This is a genomic window from Blautia obeum ATCC 29174, from assembly GCF_025147765.1.
Lineage (GTDB): Bacteria > Bacillota > Clostridia > Lachnospirales > Lachnospiraceae > Blautia_A > Blautia_A obeum.
Genome location: NZ_CP102265.1, coordinates 2,002,929 through 2,029,141, shown reverse-complemented (window position 1 = coordinate 2,029,141; position 26,213 = coordinate 2,002,929). Strand labels below are relative to the sequence as shown.

The 26,213-nt window shown below is 41.3% G+C and carries 28 protein-coding genes; all 28 read left to right on the top strand.

Annotated elements, in window-relative coordinates:
- Positions 1-6 precede the first annotated feature (6 nt).
- The 28 genes from NQ503_RS09745 to NQ503_RS09610 all read left to right on the top strand — a co-directional run bounded on the left by NQ503_RS09745 (position 7) and on the right by NQ503_RS09610 (position 26,193).
- The gene (locus tag NQ503_RS09745; protein WP_044925532.1) at positions 7-522 is read left to right on the top strand and encodes a hypothetical protein; all 516 of its coding nucleotides are present in this window, start codon (positions 7-9) and stop codon (positions 520-522) included.
- Between the two features lie 59 nt (positions 523-581).
- On the top strand, positions 582-1,028 hold the full coding sequence (locus tag NQ503_RS09740; RefSeq protein ID WP_207635531.1) for a defense against restriction DarA-related protein: 447 nt from the start codon (positions 582-584) through the stop codon (positions 1,026-1,028).
- Positions 1,021-1,200, top strand: a complete 180-nt coding sequence (locus NQ503_RS09735; RefSeq protein ID WP_005424436.1) for a hypothetical protein — start codon at positions 1,021-1,023, stop codon at positions 1,198-1,200. Before NQ503_RS09740 ends, NQ503_RS09735 begins: the two co-directional genes overlap by 8 nt.
- 21 nt (positions 1,201-1,221) lie before the next feature.
- The gene (locus tag NQ503_RS09730; RefSeq protein WP_259892474.1) at positions 1,222-1,518 is read left to right on the top strand and encodes a hypothetical protein; all 297 of its coding nucleotides are present in this window, start codon (positions 1,222-1,224) and stop codon (positions 1,516-1,518) included.
- Between the two features lie 8 nt (positions 1,519-1,526).
- Positions 1,527-1,892 carry a helix-turn-helix domain-containing protein gene (locus NQ503_RS09725; RefSeq protein WP_005424438.1) on the top strand — a complete coding sequence of 122 codons (366 nt, stop codon included), beginning with the start codon at positions 1,527-1,529 and terminating at the stop codon, positions 1,890-1,892.
- 76 nt (positions 1,893-1,968) lie between these two features.
- Positions 1,969-2,124, top strand: a complete 156-nt coding sequence (locus tag NQ503_RS09720; RefSeq protein WP_022389492.1) for a hypothetical protein — start codon at positions 1,969-1,971, stop codon at positions 2,122-2,124.
- A 121-nt stretch (positions 2,125-2,245) separates the two neighbouring features.
- Entirely contained in the window at positions 2,246-2,470 is a 225-nt protein-coding gene (locus NQ503_RS09715; protein WP_044925536.1) for a hypothetical protein, read from the top strand.
- Positions 2,452-3,582, top strand: a complete 1,131-nt coding sequence (locus NQ503_RS09710; protein WP_005424441.1) for a hypothetical protein — start codon at positions 2,452-2,454, stop codon at positions 3,580-3,582. The genes NQ503_RS09715 and NQ503_RS09710 overlap by 19 nt, the downstream gene beginning before the upstream one ends.
- Entirely contained in the window at positions 3,579-4,487 is a 909-nt protein-coding gene (locus tag NQ503_RS09705) for a V-type ATP synthase subunit I domain-containing protein (protein WP_005424442.1), read from the top strand. Before NQ503_RS09710 ends, NQ503_RS09705 begins: the two co-directional genes overlap by 4 nt.
- A gap of 1 nt (position 4,488) precedes the next feature.
- Entirely contained in the window at positions 4,489-4,692 is a 204-nt protein-coding gene (locus NQ503_RS09700; protein ID WP_005424443.1) for a hypothetical protein, read from the top strand.
- 2 nt (positions 4,693-4,694) lie between these two features.
- Entirely contained in the window at positions 4,695-5,003 is a 309-nt protein-coding gene (locus tag NQ503_RS09695) for a hypothetical protein (protein ID WP_005424444.1), read from the top strand.
- The gene (locus tag NQ503_RS09690; protein WP_005424445.1) at positions 4,963-5,520 is read left to right on the top strand and encodes a hypothetical protein; all 558 of its coding nucleotides are present in this window, start codon (positions 4,963-4,965) and stop codon (positions 5,518-5,520) included. Before NQ503_RS09695 ends, NQ503_RS09690 begins: the two co-directional genes overlap by 41 nt.
- 20 nt (positions 5,521-5,540) lie before the next feature.
- Positions 5,541-5,855 (top strand): hypothetical protein, encoded by a 315-nt coding sequence (locus tag NQ503_RS09685; protein WP_005424446.1) that lies wholly within the window; start codon positions 5,541-5,543, stop codon positions 5,853-5,855.
- A gap of 15 nt (positions 5,856-5,870) precedes the next feature.
- Positions 5,871-6,146: a hypothetical protein gene (locus NQ503_RS09680; RefSeq protein ID WP_005424447.1), complete on the top strand. Its 276-nt coding sequence runs from the start codon at positions 5,871-5,873 to the stop codon at positions 6,144-6,146.
- 14 nt (positions 6,147-6,160) lie between these two features.
- Positions 6,161-7,321 (top strand): SUMF1/EgtB/PvdO family nonheme iron enzyme, encoded by a 1,161-nt coding sequence (locus NQ503_RS09675; protein ID WP_005424448.1) that lies wholly within the window; start codon positions 6,161-6,163, stop codon positions 7,319-7,321.
- A gap of 45 nt (positions 7,322-7,366) precedes the next feature.
- Positions 7,367-8,008, top strand: coding sequence for a hypothetical protein (locus tag NQ503_RS09670; protein WP_005424449.1), 642 nt, complete (start codon positions 7,367-7,369; stop codon positions 8,006-8,008).
- 208 nt (positions 8,009-8,216) lie between these two features.
- Positions 8,217-8,666 carry a single-stranded DNA-binding protein gene (locus tag NQ503_RS09665; RefSeq protein WP_005424452.1) on the top strand — a complete coding sequence of 150 codons (450 nt, stop codon included), beginning with the start codon at positions 8,217-8,219 and terminating at the stop codon, positions 8,664-8,666.
- Between the two features lie 230 nt (positions 8,667-8,896).
- Positions 8,897-9,475: a DUF6553 family protein gene (locus NQ503_RS09660; protein WP_005424454.1), complete on the top strand. Its 579-nt coding sequence runs from the start codon at positions 8,897-8,899 to the stop codon at positions 9,473-9,475.
- 24 nt (positions 9,476-9,499) lie between these two features.
- Positions 9,500-12,451, top strand: a complete 2,952-nt coding sequence (locus tag NQ503_RS09655; protein ID WP_005424455.1) for an insulinase family protein — start codon at positions 9,500-9,502, stop codon at positions 12,449-12,451.
- A 41-nt stretch (positions 12,452-12,492) separates the two neighbouring features.
- Positions 12,493-13,401, top strand: coding sequence for a GTPase Era (gene era, locus NQ503_RS09650; RefSeq protein ID WP_005424456.1), 909 nt, complete (start codon positions 12,493-12,495; stop codon positions 13,399-13,401).
- An 18-nt stretch (positions 13,402-13,419) separates the two neighbouring features.
- Complete coding sequence (recO, locus tag NQ503_RS09645; RefSeq protein ID WP_005424457.1) at positions 13,420-14,172, top strand: DNA repair protein RecO; 753 nt, start codon at positions 13,420-13,422, stop codon at positions 14,170-14,172.
- 121 nt (positions 14,173-14,293) lie between these two features.
- Positions 14,294-15,688 (top strand): glycine--tRNA ligase, encoded by a 1,395-nt coding sequence (locus NQ503_RS09640; protein WP_005424458.1) that lies wholly within the window; start codon positions 14,294-14,296, stop codon positions 15,686-15,688.
- Between the two features lie 828 nt (positions 15,689-16,516).
- A complete protein-coding gene (locus tag NQ503_RS09635) occupies positions 16,517-17,767 on the top strand; it encodes a 6-phosphofructokinase (RefSeq protein WP_022389504.1) in 1,251 nt (416 codons plus the stop codon).
- A 154-nt stretch (positions 17,768-17,921) separates the two neighbouring features.
- On the top strand, positions 17,922-20,552 hold the full coding sequence (ppdK, locus tag NQ503_RS09630) for a pyruvate, phosphate dikinase (RefSeq protein ID WP_055055221.1): 2,631 nt from the start codon (positions 17,922-17,924) through the stop codon (positions 20,550-20,552).
- 159 nt (positions 20,553-20,711) lie between these two features.
- Entirely contained in the window at positions 20,712-22,112 is a 1,401-nt protein-coding gene (locus tag NQ503_RS09625; RefSeq protein WP_005424463.1) for an MATE family efflux transporter, read from the top strand.
- 23 nt (positions 22,113-22,135) lie between these two features.
- Positions 22,136-23,068, top strand: a complete 933-nt coding sequence (locus NQ503_RS09620) for an AEC family transporter (protein ID WP_005424464.1) — start codon at positions 22,136-22,138, stop codon at positions 23,066-23,068.
- Positions 23,069-23,105: 37 nt separating this feature from the next.
- Positions 23,106-24,317: a PucR family transcriptional regulator gene (locus tag NQ503_RS09615; RefSeq protein WP_005424465.1), complete on the top strand. Its 1,212-nt coding sequence runs from the start codon at positions 23,106-23,108 to the stop codon at positions 24,315-24,317.
- Between the two features lie 199 nt (positions 24,318-24,516).
- Positions 24,517-26,193 (top strand): OPT/YSL family transporter, encoded by a 1,677-nt coding sequence (locus NQ503_RS09610; RefSeq protein WP_005424467.1) that lies wholly within the window; start codon positions 24,517-24,519, stop codon positions 26,191-26,193.
- The last annotated feature ends 20 nt before the right edge of the window (positions 26,194-26,213 follow it).

The following is a 26,213-nucleotide window of genomic DNA, read 5'->3' as shown; positions in this document are numbered from 1 at the left end:
AATGGCATGGCACAGATCATTCGGTTTCCAGTAAAAGCGCAGGCAGCCAGCAGTGGTTATGATAATCTTTCCAGACTGATTGCTGTTGCAGCTACAAAAGAGGTTCTCAATTTTTATGTTGAGAGTATAGAGCAGTTGGAGAAATCAGGAAAGCTTCTGGACGGCGAGGCACAAAAACTGACAGAGCAAGGACGAGAAAAACGGCTGGAGATGGCAAAACCGGATCCGATAGAAAAAGAAGTTGCTGAGGCTCCTGGAGTGTATTGCTATACGCCAGAAATGGGAGGCCAGAAACCAGAATGCCAGATGGAGGCATCCAGAGGATATTACGGGAAACACTGGTTCATTGACACACCACTGGAACTTAAAGGCAGAGGCATTGAGCTTATAAAAAAATATCAGGAAAAGGACTTCTGTTCAAAAGATCATAGAGTTGGTTGGAATGAATACCGGGTAACAAACAGAGCTTTTGAAAAGCTGAAAGAGAAATACAGCATCTCGCAGGAATGCCTGCTTGATTAATAAAGTGATCTGCCTCAGAAACCTGGGGCAGAAAAAAATAAGAGGAGGAAGCAAAAACAATGAAATATCGTTATTACAGCACACAGCGTCCAGTTATGCCGGGAGGATACCCGAAGCCCCAAAATAACGAAGTCTTGGAGATTGAGAATTTTGACAATAAAAAATTTGTTGAGGAAGTAGGCTGCCAGGCATGGGGCTACATTGAATACGAAAAGCCGCTCGGACATTTTGATGTTGTTGGTTATGAACTGGTTGCGGTAAAAATTAAAACACTGCATCTGAAATATATCGGCAGGGACGACTGGGGACGGTATGTATACGAGGACGAAAATGGAAAGCTTTGGAAGAACACAGACTGTTGCAGCCCGAGAGAGTGCTGTGAGGAAAGAGGAGATACGCTCAACTCAGCTGCAGGAAATAAATTTGATGGAGAACCCGATTGTTTCATGGCGGCTCACATTAAAGTTGAGTATTTACCAGAAGAGGGAGGCGAGCAAGATGGATAAGGCAAACACCGGAGAACAGCCGGCAAGGCTGTACCGGAATAAAGAAACCGGAGAATTGTTTACATATCGGGAAATGCTGGAAGAATGGCGAGAGAGGTATGAAGGCATCGATCCGGTGACAGGGTTGTATCAGTATCATTGGCATACCAGATATGAATATATACCAAAATGATTTGAGGGGAGGCGAGACATCATGTGTGGACTACCTAGTGAAGATGAATACTGGGAACGCCGCCGAGAAGAATGGGAAAACCCAAGGGCATTCAGAAAAAAAAGTGCATGGGATGAGGACGAACCAATCTACGAAAATGGCAATTTGTTCCTGGATGGTGAAATCAAGGAGATTGAAAAGGAAAGGGGCTATCCGATGGAAGAACTGTACGAAGGCGATCTGCTTGAGATAGTGGAGGAACAGAAAGGAATCATGGCTGATTCGGCAGAATGGAACGGTAACTGGGAGTGCATTGAATACAGATATCGAGTGGCATAGGAGGAAAAATGCAGAACATTGTAGAATTTATCAAAGAGGAAATGTCAAACAGAGGAATGACATACGATTTATTGGCAGAAAAGGCGGGAACAACCCGGCAGAATCTTTGGACGAAGCTGAATAAGAATACCAGACCCAATTTCGAGACAGTAAGAAAGATTCTTGCAGCATTGGACTATGATCTGGTAGTTGAGAAAAAGAAAGGTGCAGCGGATCCGGGAGAAAAAGAAATTGCAGATTTCTTTGCAAGCACAGATGAAGAACAGGTCAGCTATGAATGTGTTCAGGCATTGTTTTCAACAATGGGATATTCACTGGAATTAAAAACTCACAAAAATGAGGAAAATGTAAAACAGGGTATTGACAACTACTAACTGCGTGTTAAATTATAATTACAAACTCAATTAAATGAGTTTGAGAAAGGCAGGTGAGAAAATGGAGGAGTTTGAAATGCCAACTAAAAATACAGGGGACATGGTTGTGAGAGCAATGCGATGGGCTTTAGCACATGGACATACAGCAGAAGAAGCATACGACTTAGCAACTTATATGACAGGAAATGAACTTCCAGAAAAAGAAGCAGAGAAGAAAGAGAAAAAAGAATAAGGCTCCGGAGCCTACCTGAGAAATAGAACCGGAGCCAAAATCCAAATGAACCGGGGCGGTTTTCACCTGCCGCCGCCTCGGTTTGATATTAACACAGGGGCAGGAAGAAAACAAGGGGGGCATGACATTGAATGATGAAATTGTGATCTGCAAAGAATGCAAGAAACCTGAATACTGGGGCGAAATGAGATGGCTCAGTGGTCGGTGCGTATGTCGAGACTGCTACAAAGCAAATTATGAGCAGGAAACTAAAGAGCCTTATACATGGGATGATCTGGACGGGAAACGTCCAACAATGAATGAGTACAGAGAACAGGAGAGAAGAAAATGCGAAAATATGAATTGAGTATCAGTGCGGATTATGTCCCGGGATGGGGCGTAACAGAAGCAGTGAGAGAGTTCTTCCAGAACTCCATTGATGAGGAAACCAGAGACAGCAGCAACAAAATGTTATTTGAATATGACGAGGCAGAAGAAAAACTGATAATCGGAAACAAGCATAGCGAGCTGGATATTAAGACACTTCTGTTCGGAACGACCACTAAAAATGATGATGATGCAATGATCGGGAATCATGGAGAAGGGTACAAAATTGCAACGGTTGTTCTTCTGCGATTGGGCAAAACAGTTGTATTCAACAATTACTGCAGGCGTGAAGTCTGGAGACCGAGACTGGTAAAATCCAGAAAATATGATGGTGCTTTAGTACCTACATTTTTTGTAGAAACTGCGGCAGTATGGGAGAAAGTACCAGATCATAGCCTTATGATTGAAATTTCCGGAATTTCGCCAGAAGAATATGAGAAAGTCACAAATTCCAATCTCCATTTGCAGGGAGATTATCAGAAAATCGAAACAATGTATGGAGATATTCTGGAAAGCCCAGAACATAAAGGAAAGATATTTGTTGGAGGATTATATATCTGCGAAGAACCAAGACTTGACATTGGAGTAGACTTCAAACCATGTTACGTGAGATTGGAAAGAGACAGAAACATGGTAAATTCATTCGATGTTTGCTGGTATGCTTCCAAAATGGTTGAAAATGCTCAGAATGCAGAACTGTTGAAAAAATCTATTGATTCATACAGTGGTCAGTACATTATGTGTGAGTGTGTACCGGAAGACCTCAAAAATGAGATCGCAGAAGATTTTATCAATGAATATGGTGCGAAGGCAGCACCGGTTACAGATCAGAAAGATATGGAAGCCTTAAAAAAGCGAGGTTATAAGCCGGTCATTGTTTCTGAGGCGAAGAAGAAAGTCATTCTTGCCTCTACATATTTTGAGGACGTGGAGGAAGAAAACAAAAAGATCAGAGAATCCCAGAAACCATTATGTGAAAGATTTTGCGATTTTGCAGAAAGAATAGAATCTAAGCTGAATGAGGACGAAATCATTGAGCTGTACGGATTCTTGGATGAATTATCAGACGAAGAGGAGGAAAAAGAAGAATGAGAGAACGAATCTATTACGAGATCAATGAGCAGTCCGCAAGGTCTGCTCATGAGATGATGTCATTCCGGGATTATAAGGAAGGCAGCCTGACAGCAGAATACAAAGGATATGTTGACGAAGCGTATGATCTGGCAGACAAGGTTGCTGAGAGCAGACCAAAGGAAGCTGACAGGGTATACGGTATTGCAGATAGATATTCCAAAAAGATGGCAGCCAATTTGAATGATCGAAGCCGCATTGGTTGTATGTGTCCATCAGTTATGATCTGTGGACCAGCGAACTTTCCAGTAAAGAAGAAAGAAAAACAGAATGCTGCATCTGATAGAAACTATCAAGAATTTCAGGAAATCCAGAAGATGCTTAACCGGATCCGGAGCATTGGAAACGGGAAGGGCATTATTAAATCTGGTGATGTGGATGCAGTAGAACGTTTGGAAAAGAAGCTGAACGGATTAAAGGAATTGCAGGAGAAGATGAAAGCTGCAAATGCCTACTACAGAAAGAATAAAACATTAGATGGATGCCCTGTATTGACACAGGAACAGATCGATAGCCTGAAAGAGAAAATGCAGAAGGACTGGCATTATGAGGACAAGCCTTTTGCCACATACCAGCTTTCAAACAATAATGCAGAGATTCACCGGATAGAAGGCAGACTCAAGAAGCTCAGAGCGGCTAAAACGGAAGGAAATACAGAAAGTGAAAATGAGTATTTCCGCATCGTAGAAAATACGGAAATCATGCGTTTACAGCTTTTCTTTGATGGTAAACCGGAAGCGGAAGTAAGAGATATTCTTAAAAAGAATGGCTTTAGATGGAGCCGGAAAAATAATTGCTGGCAGAGACAGCTTACAGATAATGCCAGATATTCACTGGAAAGAGTAAAAAAGAGTTGGAGGAGTTGAAATGACAAATGCTGATAAAATCCGGAATTTATCTGACGAGGAACTTGTTGATCTGCTGGCGTGGGGCGAGGTCTACGCAGAAGGATTGAAAGTACCGAGTTGCGATGAAGGATGCGAGGACTATGAAAGCGGTTGCGCTGCTGAGTGTCCGATAGAAAAGAGAGAAAAGAACGTCAGAGAATGGCTACAAGCACAGGAGGAGTAATAATGGCGAAAAGATGCATGGGAGGGTACACAACCACTAGAGAGGTGTATAAGACAGTAAAGAAATATGATCATCAGCAGTTTGATGCGTTTTGCACACGTGTTTATACAAACGGTTTCAATGATGGTAAAAAATCAGTAACAGAAAAACCGGTCAGAACAATTACAGATGAACAGCTTATGGAAGTGATCGGAGAGGTCAAAGGCGTAGGACCGGCGCTGAGAGGAAAGATCAAAGAGGCAATCGAAGCGAAGTTTGGGAGCATAGGAAATGGCAAAAAGGCAGAGGAACAGAAAGGAACAGCTTGCTGAGGTTATCAGGGAATCTCATGAACAATGGAAAAGGCTCCGGGAAAACGGAGGCAACGATCCATTTTGGACTGATGGAGTAAACCTGAACCTGGTAAGGAATCACATCATATATGGACGTAGGCTGTGCGAGGAAGAACTGCAGGAAGGGGATTACCCGGAAGAATACTATTTGCCGCTTCCAGAAAAGGTACCACCAAATTACATGGTAAAAGGCGATGAGATCAGGCGAAAGACATCTGAGCTTATGCGAAATATAAAGGAAAATCCGGATTACATAGGATTATTCGGAAAAAGCGAAAAGAGCCAGAAAGAAGTAGAAATAATCAAATACATTTCTGGATATAGCCAGAGTATTTCAGAAGATGATCTTGTTGCAATGCGAAGATTTATACATTGGGATTTTTCAGGAATGATGCAATCCATAAAAGAAGAACTGAGAGATATTACACCGGTTGCAGAAATAGAGAAGTCTTTACCAGAAGGGCAATTATCAATATTTGATTTATTCAATATTTAGAGAACAGGAGAAATTAGAAGATGATAAAAGGCAAAGCAAAAATGGAATTTGGTTCAGGAGATATCAGAATGACAGGAGCCTTAAGCAATGGCGTTGGGGCACTATGTTGTATTACGCAGGAGCCACATGAAATAGGTGAAAAAGTTCCTGTCGAAGATGAATGGGATCCAGTTCAGGCAGAAGTTATTCTGACATTCTCAAAAGCAGATAGCATAGATGCTCTTATCGCAGAATTGCAAGATGTAAAAGCAATGATGGATGGTAGCTATCCGTTTGAGAAAGGAAGAACCAGAGAAAAAGATCTGGATTTTGATGCATTTATGTACAGACCATAAGTGGAAGGCGACGAAATGAGCAAATCAATATTAGTGATAGATACACCAAAACACTGTTCGGAATGTCCCTTACTTAACGGTTCAGACGAATGTACAGTACAGGATGATGATGCAAACTTTAATGCTTCGGATTCGTGGGATGAGTTAATGAAAGGGTGCCCGTTAAGAGAATTGCCGAAAAAAATGAAAGTAACAGGAAGATACAATCAGGAATACTTTCAAAAAGGAGGCAAGATGCCGAGTTATAAAGTCGGCTGGAACGATTGTGTTGATGAACTTACAAGAAAATAGAGGAGGAAACAAAAATGGCAAAAGCAGTTTTTAAAGCAAGGGAATTTACAGTAAAAGCGAAAGGCTCTAAGGAATTTGTTTCAGAAGAAATGGTGAGAGCAAAGCTGTTTGCTGCAAGAAAAAAGAAAGAAGCGGAATCTATGTCTGTATTTGCTGCGGTTATTAAACCGAAAAAAAGTGGTACAGAAGAACAGATAACACCAACAGATCAGGTGGAGAATGGCGTGGAGCATGAAGTTGTAGCAATTTACGATAACGCAGGAATCCCATCATTTATGCACCGGTTCCGTAAAGTGACAAATAAAGAATTATTCGGTGGAAGTGATAAAGTCCATCCGGCATTTATTGTTGGAGGAAAAGAGTACGATTCGATTTATATTTCAGTTTACCCAAACTGCGAGATCAACGGTAAACCATATAGCCTTCCATACCAGAAACCTTGGACAAACATTACGAATGATGAAGCAGCAGAGGTTTGCTTCTCTAAAGGTGAAGGCTGGCACATGATGACAAGGGCTGAATGGGGACTGCTTGCAAATCTCAGCCTGAGAGATGGAACCTTGCCACATGGAAATACGAATTACGGAAAGTACCATGCAGATTTGGAAGAAAAAGGCGAACCGATTGAAGAGAGCGGAAAAACAAAGACAGGATCAGGGCCGGCAACATGGACACATAATCATAAAGTAACCGGAGTGCATGACCTTTGCGGTAACGTATGGGAAATGGTAAGAGGATTGCGAATCAGAAATGGTGTACTGGAGACGGCAAAGAATAATGATGCTGCTATGGATATTGACCTGACGCTGGAAGGGGACTGCTGGGAAGCAATCAGAGATGATGAGGGAAAAATCATCAGAATTTCAGTTGATGATGATAACATCTGCATTACAACGGATCCAGAGATTGAACAGGATTATACTGGAACACGATGGAGCGATGTACAGATTAACTGCAATAGCGAGCAGCTCAAAGAATTGGCATTATTCGCAGGGGAACCAGATGCGTATTGTTATATGGATTGTACAGACGGAGAATATTTGCCGATCTGTGGTGGCTACTGGAACGACACCTCGGGTGCTGGTGTGTTCGGCGTGAACCTGGGCGATCCACGTTCCTACTCGTCCACGAGCATCGGCTTCCGCTCCGCTTATTATGGGAAACTGGATAACTGATAAACTGTATTGCCCTGTGGAAACAGGGCAGAAAGGATAAAAAAAATGACCGAAGAAAAGTATGTTACATACAGACACTTGAAGAAAGACCAAGAAATATCTGGAGCCAAGCAGGGAAATTCTTGGCATAGTTTTAAAGGATATGTAAAAGAGGTGAATGCGGCTTATGTAATTCTCAAATTATGGAATCCAGGAGGACCAGAAGAACGGTTTCCATCGGAAGAAACACTGTTCGGAATAGAAATGACAGAGGAAGAGATCAAAGAAAAATACAACCAAATGGCAGGAACAGTTGTGAAAGCAATCCAGAATCGCCTTGAAAATTACGAAATTGGTTATCACGAGATGTTTAATTCTTGGTTATCATCTGATCCATGGGAAATGGCACAGGCATGTGTGAAGAAAAATCTGACAATTATTGGAAGCTGCTATGACATTCCCAAGAAACACGCAATGTTTTCAGGTGAATTGCTGGACGTGGGAATTTGTGCAGAAGATGAGGATGGAGACAGATTCTGGTGTCATTTCAAGAGCGATAGTGTAGAAGTTATGAAAAGAAGATATGAACGCTATCAAGAACAGAAAAAAAGAAAGCGAATGAAACGATCAACGGAAAGGAGAAGACCTTTAGGAGAGCAAGGGCCGATTAGATATGGAGCTGAATACGAAGATGATTGGACACTGTAAATTAGATTGCACAGAAGGTCTGGACTATTGCTGCATATGCTGTCCGAAGAAAGAAGAATGCAAAACACAATGTGGCGATCTGGATAAGTATGAGTACACCGAAAATTGCCCGGATTATTCAGGTACAAAAGTTATTGAATGAAAGGCAGAATATAATAATTCTGCGGAATATGAAGCAAAACAAAGGTTTTGAGGAGGAATCAATTCTATGAATAAAGTTATTTTAATGGGCCGCCTTACACGTGACCCAGAAGTGCGATATTCTCAGGGAGAAAACGCAACAGCTGTTGCCAGATTTACACTTGCTGTAGATAGGAGAATCAAGCGAGACAACGAAGCATCCGTAGATTATATTAATTGCGTATCATTTGGAAGATCAGCAGAGTTCGCAGAAAAGTATTTCCATAAAGGTACAAAGATTGCAATTGCTGGAAGGATTCAAACAGGAAGCTATACGAATAAAGATGGACAGAAGGTATATACAACAGATATAGTGATCGAGGAACAGGATTTTGCAGAGAGCAAAGCTGCCAGTCAGCAGAATAATTCAGGAAATGCTCAGAATGCTTCAAACAACCAGCAGGCACAGCAGCCCAAACCACAGACAAGTCCTGATGGCTTTATGAGCGCTGATGATGAAGGATTACCATTTCATTAAGGAAAAATCAAATTACTTCCTATATAAATACCCAACAAATGTTGGATTTTGGTTACAATTCATAAATATCCGGGATGCCATGCTGATTCTCTGATGTGTCCGCTTTGATGAATATAAAACAGGACTACCCTTTTTCTTTTTGATTTGCTATAATAGGCATATTGAAGAGAAAAAGGGTTTTTTATTTATTTTTGTTTTCAAAAGATAATATATCAAAAGGAGAAGGATATATGGATACACCAATCATTGCCCAGTATTATAGAGAGACAGAACCGGAAAAACGTAAGGAACTGCTGGAGCAGGCAATTGCATCCGGAGAAGATCAGGAAGCAAATAAGATCCGTAAAGAAATCTGGGAAGCACGTTACAAAGGAACGACAAACGAAGGGGGCATTGCCGACGGTTATCTGAAATTCTGGATGGCATTGGAATTTAATCGAAATGCAGGTCACAAAGTATTTGGCTCTGGAAGAGCACAGAAGGAAATACGCAAAGAACTGGATGATGTAAAATTCCGGGAAATCCGTGCAAAAAGTGCTCTTCATGAAGAACTTCTTCACAGAGAGTGCCAGCATCTTGTCAGATTTTATATGGATCTTTGTGAAAAAGACAAAAACTATAACAGTGTACTTTGCGGACTTATCACGATAAAAAAAGACAGTGCAAAAGCAAAACTGCAGAGAGACATTTATGAAACTGCCATATTGCTTCCACAGGAGATTGGCCTTGAAGAGGATTTGGACCTTCTGACAAAAGCTGCCCGTGAAATGTATGAACTGCAGTTTCCGGGAGAAAGACTTCCGGAATAAATATGGCATATCAGGAAATACTATATGTACTATGCAAAAACGGAGGCAACAATGAATTTAGATGATTTAAAAGCATATAAACTTGTCAGAAAAGAAAACCTGAGTGATATCCGCTCAACAGGCTACCTGCTTCGCCACATCAAAACAGGAGCAAGAATAATGGTAATCGAAAACGATGATGACAATAAAGTATTCAACATCGCTTTTCGTACTCCGCCAAAGAACAGCACCGGTGTTGCACACATTCTGGAACACAGTGTACTTTGCGGATCCAGAGATTTTCCTTTAAAAGATCCATTTGTAGAACTGGTAAAAGGTTCTTTGAATACATTTTTAAATGCAATGACTTATCCGGATAAAACCTGTTATCCGGTAGCAAGTTGCAATGAGCAGGATTTTCAGAATCTGATGCATGTGTATCTGGATGCTGTATTTTATCCAAATATTTACAAAAAAGAAGAAATCTTCCGTCAGGAAGGATGGAGCTACCATCTGGAGAAGCCAGAAGGTCCATTGACTTATAATGGTGTTGTTTACAATGAGATGAAAGGGGCATTTTCTTCTCCTGATGATGTGCTGGAAAGAGATATCATGAACTCCCTGTTTCCGGATATCACCTATGGTTGTGAGTCCGGTGGTGATCCGGATAATATTCCGGAGCTGTCCTATGAAGAGTTCCTGGAATTCCACAGAACTTATTACCATCCGTCCAACAGCTATATTTACCTGTATGGAAATATGGATATGACAGCAAAACTTGATTTTATTGATCGGAATTATCTTTCTGCATTTGACAGTCTGGATGTGGATTCGGAGATTCGTGAACAGCAGCCCTTTGATAAAATGCATGATCTGGTCATGGAGTATCCGGTTGCAGAGAGTGAGAGTGAAGAAAATAATTCGTATCTGGCATACAGTGTTGTGACAGGAACTGCCATGGATACTTTAAAATGTACTGCTTTTGATATATTGGATTATGCTCTCTTAAGTACTCCGGGAGCACCTCTTAAGAAAGCACTTCTGGATGCCGGAATCGGATCGGATGTGTATGGTTCCTATGAGGATGGTATCCGACAGACGTATTTTGATGTTGTTGCCAAAGGTGCTGATCCTGGCAGAAAAGAAGAATTTGTTTCCATTATCCGCAAAGTTCTGACAGACACGGTCGAAAACGGAATCGATCCAAAAGCACTGGAAGCAGGAATCAATTATATGGAATTCCGCTATAGAGAAGCTGACTTTTCCTCTTACCCGAAGGGACTGATCTACGGTCTGGATATTCTGGACAACTGGCTTTATGATGATGAACATCCATTCGCGCAGGTTCAGTTGATTCCTGTCTTCGACAAATTAAAAGAATTAAAGAATCAGGGTTATTTTGAAGATCTGATTCAGAGATATCTTCTGGATAATCCTCACGGTTCTGTTCTGACATTGAATCCATCCAGAGGCCTGACTGCCAGAAAAGCCAAAGCACTGGAAGACAAACTGGACGCATATCTTTCTTCTCTATCTGAAGAGGAAAAAACAGAACTTGTTAAAAAGACTGCGAATCTGGAACAGTATCAGGAAGCACCGGAGGATCCGGAAGCGGCTAAATGTATACCTATGTTGAAGAGAGAAGATATTCGTAAAGAAATCACACCTTTTACGAATGAAGCTCTGGATATAGATGGAAGCCTTTTCCTGTATCATGAAGTTCCAACAAATGGAATCGGTTATCTGGATCTGATGTTTGATCTGAAAGACCTTGCAGATGAAAAAATACCATATCTTGGTCTTTTAAAATCTGTACTTGGATATGTAGATACAGCTCATTATACTTATGGGGAGCTGACAAATGAGATCAATGCACAGACAGGTGGTATTATGTGCGGGGTAGAAGTATTTGATCATGCAGATTCTGTAGATGCATTCCGTGCTTTCTTTTCTGTAAGAGGAAAAGCCATGTATCCAAAAACAGATGTTCTGTTTAAAATGATCCGTGAGATCATCAATACCTCTAGTCTGAAAGACACCAAACGTCTTCATGAGATCATTGCACAGGTGAAGTCAAGAGCACAGTCCAGTCTGGTAAGTGCGGGCCATTCAACAGCAGTACTGCGTGCAGCTTCCTATACATCACCAATGGCCGCATTTCAGGACAAAATGGCAGGTATTGCGTATTACCAATTTATTGAAAAACTGGACAAAGAATTTGAAGAACGTAAAGATGATCTTGTAAAAGAACTTTCTCATCTTATGCAGGAAATTCTCCGACCGGAATATCTGTGTGTCAGCTATACAGGTGAAAGGGATTCTCTTATGGATGTACAGAAGCAGGTAAAAGCTCTGAAACAGACACTGCATAAGGAAGCGGTCAGTGTACAGCATCAGAATATGACATGTGTAAAGGAAAACGAAGGCTTCACAACTTCCGGACAGGTACAGTATGTGGCTCAGACAGGTAATTTCCGAAAAAAAGGTTATGAATATACAGGTGCACTGAATATTCTGAAAGTTGCCCTGAGCTACGATTACCTCTGGACGAATATCCGTGTCAAGGGCGGTGCATATGGCTGTATGAGCGGGTTCAAACGCAGTGGTGAGAGTTTCTTTGTTTCTTACCGTGATCCACATCTGAGACGTACTCTGGATGTATTCAAGGGCATTCCGGAATATGTACGTTCTTTTAAGGCGGATGAAAGGGAAATGACAAAATACATTATTGGTACAATCAGTGGCAAAGATGTACCACGTACCCCAAAGATGCAGGGAGCAATCTCCAGAAGTGCGTGGTTCTGTGGAATTACTGAAGAAATGGCACAGAAAGAACGAGATGAGATTCTAAAAGCAAGTGAGACAGATATTCAGGAACTTGCGCCACTGATCGAGGCAATTCTTGACAATGATGCGGTCTGCGTTGTCGGAAGTGAACCGGCAATTGAAAAAGAAAAAGAACTGTTTGATACAGTCCTTCCTCTGATCAGCTGTTGAGAAAGAAAACAGTATATAAAAATATACAGGAGTTATCGTAAATGAAAGAAAATTTTAAATCAGGTTTTACTGCGATCATTGGCCGTCCAAATGTTGGTAAATCTACATTGATGAATCATCTGATCGGTCAGAAGATTGCAATCACATCAAAAAAACCGCAGACTACCCGTAACCGTATCCAGACGGTCTATACCTGCGAAGATGGTCAGATTGTTTTTCTGGATACACCGGGCATCCATAAAGCCAAGAATAAACTTGGCGAATATATGGTACAGGTAGCAGAACGTACACTGAAGGATGTTGATGTGATTCTGTGGCTTGTGGAACCAACAACCTTCATTGGTGCAGGTGAACGCCATATTGCAGAACAGTTGAAGGGCCTGCATCTGCCGGTCATTCTTGTGATTAATAAAGTCGATACGGTTGATAAAGATGAAATTCTGAAGGCCATCGATACTTATCGTAAGCTGTATGATTTTGATGAGATCATTCCGTGTTCTGCACTTCGTAATCAGAATACAGAAGATATTATTCCATGTATTCTGAAATATCTGCCATATGGTCCGATGTTTTATGATGAAGACACTGTGACAGATCAGCCACAGAGACAGATTGCCGCAGAGATCATCCGTGAAAAAGCGCTTCACGCACTTGATGCGGAAATTCCACATGGAATTGCCGTTGCAATTGATACCATGAAGGAACGACCGGGCAAACGTCAGCTTGTAGATATTGAAGCTACGATTATCTGTGAGCGTGACTCTCATAAGGGAATCATTATCGGTAAGCAGGGTGCCATGCTCAAAAAGATTGGAAGCAATGCACGCTATGAACTCGAACAGATGTTGGATGCAAAAGTTAACCTGAAGCTCTGGGTAAAAGTACGTAAGGACTGGCGTGACAGTGACTTTATGATCAAAAACTTTGGTTACGATAAAAAAGAGATTTGATAAAAGGAAAGCTGATGAATGAGTGATCTGATCACAGTGCAGGGAGTTGTGATCTCTGCTATGCCTGTGGGTGAATATGACAAAAGAATTGTACTTCTTACAAGAGAACGGGGAAAGATTTCGGCATTTGCAAAAGGTGCCCGACGTTTGAACAGTCCGTTTATGGCTGCGGCTGATCCGTTTGTATTTGGAAATTTTACATTGTATGAAGGTCGGACAAGTTACAATTTGAATCAGGTTTCGGTTACTCATCATTTTGTTGAACTTGCGACTATGCAGCCAGGAGTTTATTACGGCTATTATTTCCTCGAACTGGCAGATTATTTCGGGCGAGAGGGGACGGACGAAAAAGAGATGATGAATCTTCTCTATGTAACTGTGAAGGCACTTCTGAATTCCCGGATGGATAATCGACTGATTCGTTGTATCTATGAGCTTCGTACGATGACAGAACAGGGCTTGTGTCCACAGTTATTTCAGTGTGCCGGATGTGGCTGCGAAATTACTGGTGAAGAGAGTTGTTTCTTCTCTCAGGAACTGCATGGGATCCTTTGTGAATCCTGTGCAAGGGGCAAAAGAGAAGCCCGACGGATTTCCCCTTCTGCATTATATGCCATGAGATACATAGCAACAGCTTCCCTGGGAAAATTATATACTTTCTGTGTTGATCCGGATGTACTTCTGGAACTGGAGCAGATCATTCATCTCTATACAGCAAGAAATACCGATAGAAAATTCAAAAGTCTCCAGATTCTGGAGGTTATGAAATAGCTTTTGGGGATAAGAATAATTTTATCAATTTAGTCTGCAAAAATAAAAAAGTTGAAATATCTCTGAAATGCGGTATAATGATGAGAAAACGTAACGAATTAAAACGAAGAGGAGAATTATCATGGAAAAGACAATGGAAAAAATTGTTGCCCTGGCCAAAGCCAGAGGATTTGTTTATCCAGGTTCCGAAATCTACGGCGGTCTGGCAAACACATGGGATTATGGTAATCTTGGTGTTGAACTGAAAAATAACGTAAAACGTGCGTGGTGGCAGAAATTCGTTCAGGAATCTCCGTACAATGTAGGTGTTGACTGTGCAATCTTGATGAATCCACAGACATGGGTTGCTTCCGGCCACCTTGGTGGATTTTCTGATCCGCTGATGGACTGTAAAGAATGTCATGAGCGTTTCCGTGCGGACAAACTGATTGAAGATTTTTGCGCCGAGCATGATATTGCAATCGAAGGAAGCGTAGATGCGTGGTCTCAGGAACAGATGATGAATTTCATCAAAGAACATGAAGTTCCGTGTCCGTCCTGCGGCAAACATAATTTTACAGATATCCGTCAGTTTAACCTGATGTTCAAAACTTTCCAGGGTGTAACGGAAGACGCAAAAAATACAGTTTATTTAAGACCAGAAACAGCACAGGGTATCTTTGTAAACTTCAAAAATGTCCAGAGAACTTCCCGTAAAAAGATTCCATTTGGTATTGGACAGATTGGTAAATCTTTCCGTAATGAGATCACACCGGGTAATTTCACTTTCCGTACACGTGAATTTGAGCAGATGGAACTTGAATTCTTCTGTGAACCGGATACAGACCTTGAATGGTTCGCGTACTGGAAGAAATTCTGTCTTGACTGGTTGAGCTCTCTTGGTCTCAAGGATGATGAAGTACGTTATCGTGATCATGACAAAGAAGAACTGAGCTTCTACAGTAAAGCAACCACAGATGTAGAATTCCTTTTCCCATTTGGATGGGGCGAACTGTGGGGAATCGCAGACAGAACAGATTATGACCTGACTCAGCACCAGAATGTATCCGGACAGGATCTGACATACTTTGATGATGAGAAAAAGCAGAAATATATCCCATATGTAATTGAACCATCACTGGGTGCTGACCGTATGGTACTTGCATTCCTTTGCAGTGCATATGATGAAGAAGTTCTGGACGCAGAAAAGAATGATGTTCGTACAGTTCTTCATTTCCATCCGGTTCTGGCTCCGGTTAAGATTGGTGTGCTTCCTCTGTCAAAGAAGCTGAACGAGGGCGCTGAAAAGATTTTCCAGAAGCTCAGCAAGAAATATAACTGTGAATTTGATGACCGTGGAAATATCGGTAAACGTTACAGAAGACAGGATGAGATCGGTACACCGTTCTGCATCACATACGACTTTGAATCCGAAAACGACGGAGCTGTCACTGTCCGTGACCGTGACACCATGGAACAGGTTCGTGTGAAGATTGAAGAACTTGAGGCATATTTCGCTGATAAGTTTACATTCTAAGTAAATAAAGATATATATAAATTCACCCGTATGATATATATGATACCGGCAAACAGGCTTCGGAAATCGTCATTTCTAAGATGTGAATTGCATCGTTAAAACCGTCTGTAAAAATCATAAACTCGCTTCGCTCAAACAGTATGATTTTTACAGACAACACGATTTATTCCCATCTAAGAACTGTCAAATTTCCCGCAGAAGGTTTGCTGTATCATATAATATCTACGGGTGTTTTGCGTTTTTCATGTAATTACTTAGATGGCAAACGACTCAGCGAAGCTATGCCGGGGATGACGCTGGCGGCGGTTTTGTCCGCCGCCGCCAATCCACCGAAATCTATGCTGCATCAGAAACAGGAAATATATGTGTTGAGGATTCTGCGAGCCTGAGATACTTCGTGAATATACTTAACAGGTAGAAATATACGTTGCCGTGAGAAATGACATTGTTTGAGCGTAAGCGAGTTATGTCATTTCTCATGGCGTTTTTAGTATATTGATAGCTGTTCTAGTATATTAGAAGTCTCTCACATGAGGAGAATACCAACACATATATAGCCTGTTTCGTGAAGTAAGCATAAGAGAGAAAATCTCCAACACATATATAGCCTGTTTCATGAAGTGAAGATGAGTGAAGTGAATATAAATGGGCAGAATTACAAGTTATATTCCGAGATATTTTGTCAAATATAAACATAATTTCTATAAATATAGATATTTATGAAACTTAAACAATACATATTGCACAAAATAACTTGACTAATCAAATAACTTTTGGTAATATTATACATTATATGTAATGCATAAATGCACAAAAGGAGATGACAGCATGGCAAAAAAACGTAATATCATTGTAGGACAGTCCGGAGGACCTACATCAGTAATCAATTCCAGTCTGGCAGGAGTATACAAGAACGCTATCGAACGTGGTTTCGACAAAGTATACGGCATGCTTCACGGAATCCAGGGCCTTCTGGATGAACAATATATCGATCTCTCTACACAGATTCATTCCGAGCTTGATATCGAATTGCTAAAACGTACTCCATCGGCATTTCTGGGATCATGTCGTTTCAAACTTCCGGAGATTCACGAAGATAAAGCAATTTATGAGAAAATCTTTGAAATCCTGAACCGCCTGGATATTGATGCGTTTATCTACATTGGCGGAAACGATTCTATGGATACCATAAAGAAACTTTCTGATTATGCGATTCTTACTGGCCAGAAGCAGAAATTCCTTGGTGTTCCAAAGACCATTGATAATGACCTTGCACTGACTGATCATACACCAGGTTTCGGAAGTGCAGCCAAATACATTGGCGCGTCTACCAAAGAAGTCATCCGTGATGCACAGGGCCTTACCTATAAGAAGAGTATGATCACGATCATGGAGATCATGGGACGTAATGCAGGATGGCTGACCGGTGCGACAGCACTTGCACGTACAGAAGACTGTGATGGACCAGATCTTATCTATCTGCCGGAAGTTCCGTTTGATATTGATAAATTCCTTGTCAAAGTCAAAGATCTCCTCAAGAAAAAATCCTCTGTTGTGATTGCAGTGTCTGAAGGAATCCGTCTTGCAGATGGGCGTTATGTATGCGAACTTGGAAGTTCTGGAGATTATGTTGATGCATTTGGCCATAAACAGCTGGCCGGAACTGCAACTTATCTTGCAAATTTCCTTGCAGCAGAATGTGGCTGTAAGACAAGAGCTGTAGAGCTTTCTACGTTACAGAGAAGCGCTTCTCATATGGCATCCAGAGTAGATATTGATGAAGCATTTATGGTAGGCGGAGCAGCAGTAAAAGCAGCCGACGAAGGTGATACCGGCAAAATGATCGTTATTGACCGTGTTTCAGATGATCCTTATATGGCTAAGACCGGTATTTATGATGTACACCGTATAGCAAATGAAGAAAAAGTTGTTCCACGTAACTGGATGAATAAAGATGCCTCCTATGTAACAAAAGATTTTGTTGATTATATCAGTCCTCTGATTCAGGGAGATTATCAGCCAATCATGGTAAATGGTCTTCCGAGACATCTTGTACTTAATTTAAAAAAGAAACGATAAGTCAATATATGATTTGGGGAAAACTTACAAAGTTTTCCCCATTTTTTGACAGTTTAACCTTGACTATTTGTACTAAACTCTATACAATAATTATGTGCGTATAAAACATAGGTTTTATGTGAAAAGAACAAAATAATTAGGAGGAAAATGTAAAATGGCAAAATGGGTTTACATGTTTACAGAAGGTAACGCTAATATGAGAAACCTTCTGGGTGGTAAAGGTGCCAACCTTGCTGAAATGACTAACCTTGGTCTTCCTGTACCGCAGGGCTTCACAATCACAACAGAAGCTTGTACTCAGTACTATGAAGACGGAAGACAGATCAATGATGAGATCATGGCTCAGATCATGGAAGCAATCACTAAAATGGAAGGAGTTACCGGTAAGAAATTCGGTGACAAAGAAAATCCTCTGCTTGTTTCCGTTCGTTCTGGTGCCAGAGCTTCCATGCCTGGTATGATGGATACTATCCTGAACCTTGGTTTAAATGAAGAAGTAGTTAATACTCTTGCAGAAAAATCCAACAACCCACGTTGGGCTTGGGACTGCTACAGAAGATTCATTCAGATGTACTCTGACGTAGTTATGGAAGTTGGTAAGAAATATTTCGAAGAGCTGATCGACGAAATGAAAACTAAGAGAGGCGTTAAACAGGACGTTGAACTTACAGCTGAAGACCTTAAAGAACTTGCAGAACAGTTCAAAGCTGAATATAAAGAAAAAATCGGTGCTGATTTCCCAACTGATCCGAAGGAACAGTTAATGGGTGCTATCAAAGCCGTATTCCGTTCTTGGGACAACCCGCGTGCAAACGTTTATCGTCGTGACAACGATATTCCATATTCCTGGGGTACCGCTGTAAACGTACAGATGATGGCATTCGGTAACATGGGAGATGACTGTGGTACAGGTGTTGCCTTCACACGTGACCCTGCTACAGGAGCTAATGGTCTGTTCGGCGAATTCCTGACAAATGCTCAGGGTGAAGACGTTGTTGCTGGTGTTCGTACACCTATGCATATCACTGAAATGGAACAGAAATTCCCAGAAGCATTCGTACAGTTCAAACAGGTTTGCAAAACTCTGGAAGATCACTACAGAGATATGCAGGACATGGAGTTCACTGTAGAACATGGTAAACTGTACATGCTGCAGACACGTAATGGTAAGAGAACTGCTCAGGCTGCTCTGAAGATCGCTTGTGACCTTGTAGATGAGGGAATGAGAACAGAAGAAGAAGCTGTAGCAATGATCGATCCACGTAACCTTGACACTCTGCTTCATCCGCAGTTCGATGCAGCTGCTCTGAAAGCCGCTACACCGATGGGCAAAGGTCTTGGAGCTTCTCCAGGAGCTGCTTGCGGTAAGATCGTATTCACAGCTGATGACGCTGTTGAATGGGCAGAAAGAGGAGAAAAAGTTGTTCTGGTTCGTCTTGAGACATCTCCAGAAGATATCACAGGTATGAAATCTGCTCAGGGTATCCTGACAGTTCGTGGTGGTATGACTTCTCACGCTGCAGTAGTTGCCCGTGGTATGGGTGAGTGCTGTGTATCCGGATGCGGTGATATCGCTATGGATGAAGAAAACAAGAAATTCACACTGGCTGGAAAAGAATTCCACGAAGGAGACTTCATCTCCATCGATGGTACAACAGGTAACATCTACGACGGAATCATTCCGACTGTAGACGCTACAATCGCTGGTGAGTTCGGCCGTATCATGGCTTGGGCTGACAAATACAGAACTATGAAAGTTCGTACAAATGCAGATACACCGGCTGACGCTAAGAAAGCAGTTGAGCTTGGTGCAGAAGGTATCGGTCTTTGCCGTACAGAGCATATGTTCTTCGGTGAGGGACGTATCGATGCATTCCGTGAAATGATCTGCTCTACAACAGTTGAAGAAAGAGAAAAAGCTCTTGCAAAAGTTCTTCCATATCAGCAGGGAGACTTCGAAGGACTGTTTGAAGCTCTGGAAGGTAACCCGGTTACTATCCGTTTCCTGGATCCGCCGCTTCATGAGTTCGTTCCTACAGAAGAAGCTGACATCAAGAAACTTGCAGATGCTCAGGGCAAAACTGTTGAAGAAATCAAGACAATCATTGATTCTCTCCATGAATTCAACCCGATGATGGGCCATCGTGGATGCCGTCTTGCAGTTACTTATCCAGAAATTGCTAAGATGCAGACAACAGCTGTTATCCGTGCAGCAATCAAAGTTAAAAATGCTCATCCGGATTGGGCAATCAAACCGGAAATCATGATTCCGCTTGTTGGCGATATCAAAGAGCTTAAATATGTTAAGAAATTCGTAGTAGAAACTGCAGACGCTGAGATCAAAGCAGCTGGTTCCGACCTTCAGTATGAAGTTGGTACTATGATCGAGATCCCGAGAGCAGCTCTTACTGCTGATGAAATCGCTAAAGAAGCTGACTTCTTCTGCTTCGGTACAAACGACCTTACACAGATGACATATGGCTTCTCTCGTGATGATGCAGGTAAATTCCTGAACGCATACTATGATGCTAAGATCTTCGAGAATGATCCATTTGCTAAACTTGATCAGGTTGGCGTTGGCAAACTGATGAAGATGGCAATCGAACTTGGAAGACCGGTTAACCCGAATCTTCATGTAGGTATCTGTGGAGAACACGGTGGAGATCCGTCCTCTGTAGAGTTCTGCCATAAGATCGGTCTTAACTATGTATCCTGCTCACCATTCCGTGTACCGATCGCTCGTCTTGCAGCAGCACAGGCAGCAATCGCTGAGAAGAATGCATAAGTTGATGTTGTTATAAGGCAAACTAAAATAGCCTAATATTTGTGTCCCAACAGAGTAATACCGACCCTCACTTTACAGGAAACTGTATCGTGAGGGTTTTTTTGTCGGTTTGTTCTGCTTATGGCTTGAAAAAGAAAATTCATACCTGTATAATGGCATATGGAAATTGATAGTATTAGAAACTTAGGGGGAGTAGTTTTGAAAAATAACAAATATGAAATTGATATGTGCAACGGCACGATCATGGACAAACTGGTTTCATTTTCCTTGCCATTGATGCTTTCTGGAATCCTGCAGTTAATGTTCAATGCAGTGGATATCATCGTCGTCGGTCAGTTTACAGGAAGCGAAGCACTTGCGGCAGTTGGTTCAACGACTGCGCTGATTGCTGTTTTTACGAACTTATTTATTGGAATATCCCTTGGTGCCAATGTGCTTGCTGCACGTTTTTATGCTTCGGGAAAAAACAAAGAAATGTCGGAAACGGTACATACAGCCATTGCCCTGGCATTCGTAAGCGGTATGATCATGGCAGTTGTAGGACTTCTTTTTTCACGGCTTGCATTGGAAATTATGGGTACTCCGGATAATGTTATTGACCAGTCCACACTCTATATGCGAATTTATTTTCTGGGAATGCCATTTTTTATGCTTTATAACTATGGTGCAGCTATTCTGAGAGCAGTAGGAGATACGAAACGTCCGTTGATCTTTTTGATCATATCTGGTCTTGCGAATGCAGGTCTGAATATGCTCCTTGTCGTTGCTTTTAACATGGGTGTAGCCGGAGTTGCTATCGGAACAATTGTTTCTCAGTGCATCTCCTGTATTCTGGTATTACGATGTCTTTACCGTTCAGAAGGAAGCTATCAGCTCAGATTCTCAAAACTCACGATAAAAAGCTTTTATCTGAAACAAATTTTTCAAGTGGGCATTCCGGCGGGTATTCAGAGTACCGTCATCAACCTGTCAAATGCTTTGTTGCAATCTTCTGTGAACTCTTTTGGTTCGATTGCAATGGCAGGATATACTGCAGCAAATAATATTTTTGGATTTCTGTATGTATCTGTAAACTCTGTTACACAATCCTGTATGAGCTTTACCAGTCAGAATTATGGAGTACGGAAAACAAAACGTATGGACAAAGTGCTTCTTGACTGTATTATCCTATCCTTTGCATTTTCTTTTACATTGGGATGTGGAGCTTATTTTTTTGGTAATGAATTGTTGCGTCTGTATACCAGTGATCCGGACGTTATCCAGTGTGGGATTGAAATTCTTGCCTATACAACCGTACCGTATTTCTGTTGCGGAATCATGGATCTGATTCCCGGTGCACTTCGTGGAATGGGACATTCTGGTGTACCAATGATTTTGTCTATCATAGGTACCGTTGGAACACGAATCGTATGGATCTTTGGATTGTTTCCTCATAATAGATCCCTTTCTTTCCTTTTCATTTCATATCCTGTGTCCTGGATTCTGACAATTCTTATGCAGGTAATCTGTTTCTATTTTGTCAGACGCAAAGTTCACAGAAACATCCTGACACAGGGCTGAAGGGATGACTCGAGGAGATTATTATGAATTATATGATAGCAATCCTTCCCAAAATGGCAGGATTTCTTTTACTTGTACTTATCGGCTTTACCGCATCACGTATTGGTGTGATCAAAAAAGAGGCCATGTCATCTATTTCCGGTTTCCTTTTGAAGATTGTGTTGCCGGCATTGACAATTTCGCTGATCTGGGAAAATCAGACTACCTTTTATACAATGGCCCGTTATGGCAGAATGGTCATTGCACAGATTCTCATGTACTTCATCATGGCAGCAGGAGGTATCCTTGGAAGCAGAATCTGCCACTTAAGCGGAACAACATCTAATGTACACCGTGGTTGTTCTGTTGGCGGTAATTATGGATTTCTTGTGATTCCTCTGATCATGACTCTGTTCGGCGATCAGGGCGGTAATGTTTATATCCCGATTTGTTCGGTCATTGATACTACTTTGGTCTGGACTCTTGGATTTACATTATTTACGAATGGAGTAGGACAGAAAGAAAATCCGTGGAAAAAAATCATCATGAATCCGATTTTCATTTCTATCATACTTGGATTATGTCTGACCAGTTTTCACATTCCAGTTCCTGATATGATCATGAACACCATAGATTCTGTTGGAAACACCTGTTACAGCTGGGGACTGATTTATCTGGGATGCAGTCTTGGATTTATGAAGCTCACAAATATTTTTAAATACAGATCTATCCTTGTACTTGTGTTTACAAAGATACTCGTGATTCCACTGATTGTTTATTTTATTTCCCATCATTTTCTCACAAATGTTGAAAGTATGATTCTTATGTTGATCAGTGCAGCTCCATCCATGACAACTTCCAGTATGATTGCGGAACAGTATCATCTGGATGAGGAATATGCTTCCACGGCAGTAGTAACAACAACTTTATTCTGTATGCTCATCATTCCATTACTTTTTGGTCTGATTTCACTTTAAAATAACGTTTCTTCAGGAGGATAGTGAGAATATATAAATGAAATTACGTGTTAAAGATATTGTAAAAATATGGAATAATGGTGCTGCTTCCCTGGTAGCAGGTCAGGAAGGACTCATGCGCAGGATAGAGGTATTTGATATGATGGAACAGCCTAATATCAAACCATGGCTCAGGGAACACCTGCTCCTGATCACTACCGGATATGTGATTCGAAATGACAAAGAAGCTCTGCTGAACCTGATCCGCGATATGAATGAGGTGAATGCATCTGCGCTTGCCATCAAAACCCGTTTTTTTGAGGATTTTCCCAAAGAAGCACTTCAACTGGCGGATGAACTGAAGCTTCCGTTATTTTTTCTCGATAATAATGCTGGCTTTGTGGAACTTGTTTTTCCTGTCATGACAGCAATCGTAGAATCCAGAAGCAATATTGAACTGGATACTCGTTATCAGATTGGAAAAGAAAACAAATCAGAACTTGATAACAGACTATTCTTTGATCTTATCAACCGTAAGATCACACAGCCAGAGGAGGCAGAATATCGTACAGCCTCTTTACAATGGCCATCAGAACCAGTGCGTATGATTGCGCTGTCTCTGGAAACTGAGAAAAATTCTTTTCTTCTTGAAATGAAAAAAGAACAACAGACAAAAGCAATTTCCAGAATTCTTGAAAAAAATCATATACGAAATGCTGTAATATGTAGCAAAGAAATGTGCTTTGCGCTCATGGGAATATCCATAAATGATACACTCCTTGATACAATTGCAAATGATATGATTCAAAAAACTGTCGAAATTAATAATTGCGCATGTTCTGCAATTATCAGCAACCCTCTGTCAGATTATCTTAAACTGGCGGATACTTATCAAAAACTCAAAGAAGGTTTTCATATTCGCGTGATCCGAAAGCAGCAGTGGCAGTGTATTTTCTTGGATGAACTTCAATATGATCGTATTATGCTGCATATATCTGAAGACACGGAAGTACACCAATTTATCAGGTGTAAGCTTGGCCCATTAGTGGAATATGACCGTGCTCATGATACGCAGCTGCTCGAGACACTTGAAGCACTCATTCAGAATCATAATTCCCGCAAATTTGCTGCGGAATCCCTTTTTTTACATAGAAATACTATGGTACATCGTATCAACAAGATCGAAGAAGTGTTGCATTGCAGCCTGGATGATACAGAAATAATGGAACAGCTGGAATTTGCTATAAAAATGAAAATGTATGCACATTAAAAACAAATGTGCATCGTGCACAATATTTTGCTGAAAAAAAGTGATTTCAAGCCGATGATTTTATCAATGTAAAGTGATATTATCTTAAATCATGAATGTGAAGCCGATGTGGGCATTCCTACATCGGCTGATTTTGTATTCTGGCCCGCTGTTATCCGGAATATGAGCACATGAACTTTTTACGAATGGAGGAGATAATATGGCTAGTAACACAAACAAGGATTACACACAGATGCATATTAAAGCATCTGATCATCCAAAAGCGTATGCACCACATATTCTTATTTTGAACATCGTGATGAGCATACTTGGTGCAATTATCGGACTTGAACTGATCGTACGTACCGGTGTTGCACCAAACACATCTATCGTAGGAGCGTTATTTGCAATTATCATTTCACGTTTACCTATCGCATTTTTAAAGAAATACCAGAGTATCCACTGTCAGAACATGATTCAGACATCTATCTCAGGTGCAACATTTTCAGCAGCAAACTGCTTCCTGCTTCCAATCGGTGTTCCGGTTATCATGGGCAGAATGGATCTTATGTATCCTATGCTTGTTGGTGCATTTCTTGCAACCATCATTGATGCAACAATTCTTTATAAAACATTTGACAGCGAAATGTTTCCGGCAGAAGGAGCGTGGCCTCCTGGAGTTGCATCTGCAGAATCTATCCTCGCAGTTGTAGAAAAAGGAAAGAAAGCCCTTCTTCTTATTGTAGGTATGGTTATTGGTATCGGTGGTAAGATGATCGGTATTCCTACAGACCTTCTCGGCGTATCATGGTTCGGTGATTTCGCAGCTATGACAGCTCTTGGTGTAGGATCAATTGTAATCGGTATCATTAAGACAAATGGATTTATCATTGATATCTTCGGACACAGCTTCCCGGTCATTACCAATATCTTTGGTGAAGGTGCAGACTTGATGGCTTCAAACATGTTCAAATACATGCCTCACGGTATTATGATTGGTGCCGGCCTTGTATCTCTTATCCAGTGTGGCCGTATGCTGTTCAAGAAGAGTGACGGAGACAGTGCAGCTGGTAAATTTACATCCAGTATGGCAAACATGAAAAAAGCCTTAGGCGGTGGATATGTTGCATACCTGGTAGTAGCAGTCCTTCTGGCAGTGATCACAGGTATCTGGTCAGAAATGGGAGTTGTTCAGCTGGTCATCTGGGTGATCTTCTCAGCTTTTGCAGCAATTGCTTCCGAACTTATTGTGGGTATTTCTGCAATGTATTCAGGATGGTTCCCTGGATTTGCAACAGCGCTTATTTTCCTTATCGTAGGTATGTTGATTGGATTCCCGTCACTTCCACTTGGAATTCTTGTTGCTTATACTTCCGCAACAGGTCCTGCTTTCTCTGATATGGCATATGACCTCAAATGCGGTTACATCCTTCGCGGATGCGGAAAAGATCAGGAACTTGAGCTTGAAGGAAGAAAACAGCAGTATATCAGTGAGATTATTGGCTTTATAGTGGCATTTATACTTGTAGCTATTATGGCAAAACAGTACTTCAATCAGGGGATGTTTGCTCCGGTTGATGCTACTTTTGCAGCTACGATTGAAGCAGGTGCCGGCGGAGATGTTGCCAAATGGCTGCTTATTTGGGCTATTCCGGGTGCTATTATCCAGTTCCTTGGCGGTTCCAGACAGGTTGGTATCCTTTTTGCAACAGGTCTTCTTGTTGGATCTACTATCAACGGTCTGACAATCCTGATTGCTTTACTTATTCGTTATATTCTTGTTAAGAAGAACAAAGAAAACGAGCAGACCCTCAATATCCTGGGTGCTGGTTCACTTGCCGGAGCTGCTCTGTACAGTTTCTTTACAGCTACACTATCACTTGGTAAAAAGAAATAATATTTTAAGACAGGTATTTT

Coding starts and splice junctions, on each gene's coding strand:
- NQ503_RS09625 (WP_005424463.1), top strand. CDS start 20,712: ATGGAAATTGATAGTATTAGAAACTTAGGGGGAGTAGTTTTGAAAAAT.
- NQ503_RS09690 (WP_005424445.1), top strand. CDS start 4,963: ATGGCAAAAAGGCAGAGGAACAGAAAGGAACAGCTTGCTGAGGTTATC.
- NQ503_RS09700 (WP_005424443.1), top strand. CDS start 4,489: ATGACAAATGCTGATAAAATCCGGAATTTATCTGACGAGGAACTTGTT.
- NQ503_RS09635 (WP_022389504.1), top strand. CDS start 16,517: ATGGCAAAAAAACGTAATATCATTGTAGGACAGTCCGGAGGACCTACA.
- NQ503_RS09735 (WP_005424436.1), top strand. CDS start 1,021: ATGGATAAGGCAAACACCGGAGAACAGCCGGCAAGGCTGTACCGGAAT.
- NQ503_RS09660 (WP_005424454.1), top strand. CDS start 8,897: ATGGATACACCAATCATTGCCCAGTATTATAGAGAGACAGAACCGGAA.
- NQ503_RS09730 (WP_259892474.1), top strand. CDS start 1,222: ATGTGTGGACTACCTAGTGAAGATGAATACTGGGAACGCCGCCGAGAA.
- NQ503_RS09705 (WP_005424442.1), top strand. CDS start 3,579: ATGAGAGAACGAATCTATTACGAGATCAATGAGCAGTCCGCAAGGTCT.
- NQ503_RS09680 (WP_005424447.1), top strand. CDS start 5,871: ATGAGCAAATCAATATTAGTGATAGATACACCAAAACACTGTTCGGAA.
- NQ503_RS09665 (WP_005424452.1), top strand. CDS start 8,217: ATGAATAAAGTTATTTTAATGGGCCGCCTTACACGTGACCCAGAAGTG.
- NQ503_RS09695 (WP_005424444.1), top strand. CDS start 4,695: ATGGCGAAAAGATGCATGGGAGGGTACACAACCACTAGAGAGGTGTAT.
- NQ503_RS09725 (WP_005424438.1), top strand. CDS start 1,527: ATGCAGAACATTGTAGAATTTATCAAAGAGGAAATGTCAAACAGAGGA.
- ppdK (WP_055055221.1), top strand. CDS start 17,922: ATGGCAAAATGGGTTTACATGTTTACAGAAGGTAACGCTAATATGAGA.
- NQ503_RS09710 (WP_005424441.1), top strand. CDS start 2,452: ATGCGAAAATATGAATTGAGTATCAGTGCGGATTATGTCCCGGGATGG.
- NQ503_RS09740 (WP_207635531.1), top strand. CDS start 582: ATGAAATATCGTTATTACAGCACACAGCGTCCAGTTATGCCGGGAGGA.
- NQ503_RS09615 (WP_005424465.1), top strand. CDS start 23,106: ATGAAATTACGTGTTAAAGATATTGTAAAAATATGGAATAATGGTGCT.
- NQ503_RS09655 (WP_005424455.1), top strand. CDS start 9,500: ATGTACTATGCAAAAACGGAGGCAACAATGAATTTAGATGATTTAAAA.
- NQ503_RS09720 (WP_022389492.1), top strand. CDS start 1,969: ATGCCAACTAAAAATACAGGGGACATGGTTGTGAGAGCAATGCGATGG.
- NQ503_RS09685 (WP_005424446.1), top strand. CDS start 5,541: ATGATAAAAGGCAAAGCAAAAATGGAATTTGGTTCAGGAGATATCAGA.
- NQ503_RS09715 (WP_044925536.1), top strand. CDS start 2,246: ATGACATTGAATGATGAAATTGTGATCTGCAAAGAATGCAAGAAACCT.
- NQ503_RS09610 (WP_005424467.1), top strand. CDS start 24,517: ATGGCTAGTAACACAAACAAGGATTACACACAGATGCATATTAAAGCA.
- NQ503_RS09620 (WP_005424464.1), top strand. CDS start 22,136: ATGAATTATATGATAGCAATCCTTCCCAAAATGGCAGGATTTCTTTTA.
- era (WP_005424456.1), top strand. CDS start 12,493: ATGAAAGAAAATTTTAAATCAGGTTTTACTGCGATCATTGGCCGTCCA.
- NQ503_RS09675 (WP_005424448.1), top strand. CDS start 6,161: ATGGCAAAAGCAGTTTTTAAAGCAAGGGAATTTACAGTAAAAGCGAAA.
- NQ503_RS09745 (WP_044925532.1), top strand. CDS start 7: ATGGCACAGATCATTCGGTTTCCAGTAAAAGCGCAGGCAGCCAGCAGT.
- NQ503_RS09670 (WP_005424449.1), top strand. CDS start 7,367: ATGACCGAAGAAAAGTATGTTACATACAGACACTTGAAGAAAGACCAA.
- NQ503_RS09640 (WP_005424458.1), top strand. CDS start 14,294: ATGGAAAAGACAATGGAAAAAATTGTTGCCCTGGCCAAAGCCAGAGGA.
- recO (WP_005424457.1), top strand. CDS start 13,420: ATGAGTGATCTGATCACAGTGCAGGGAGTTGTGATCTCTGCTATGCCT.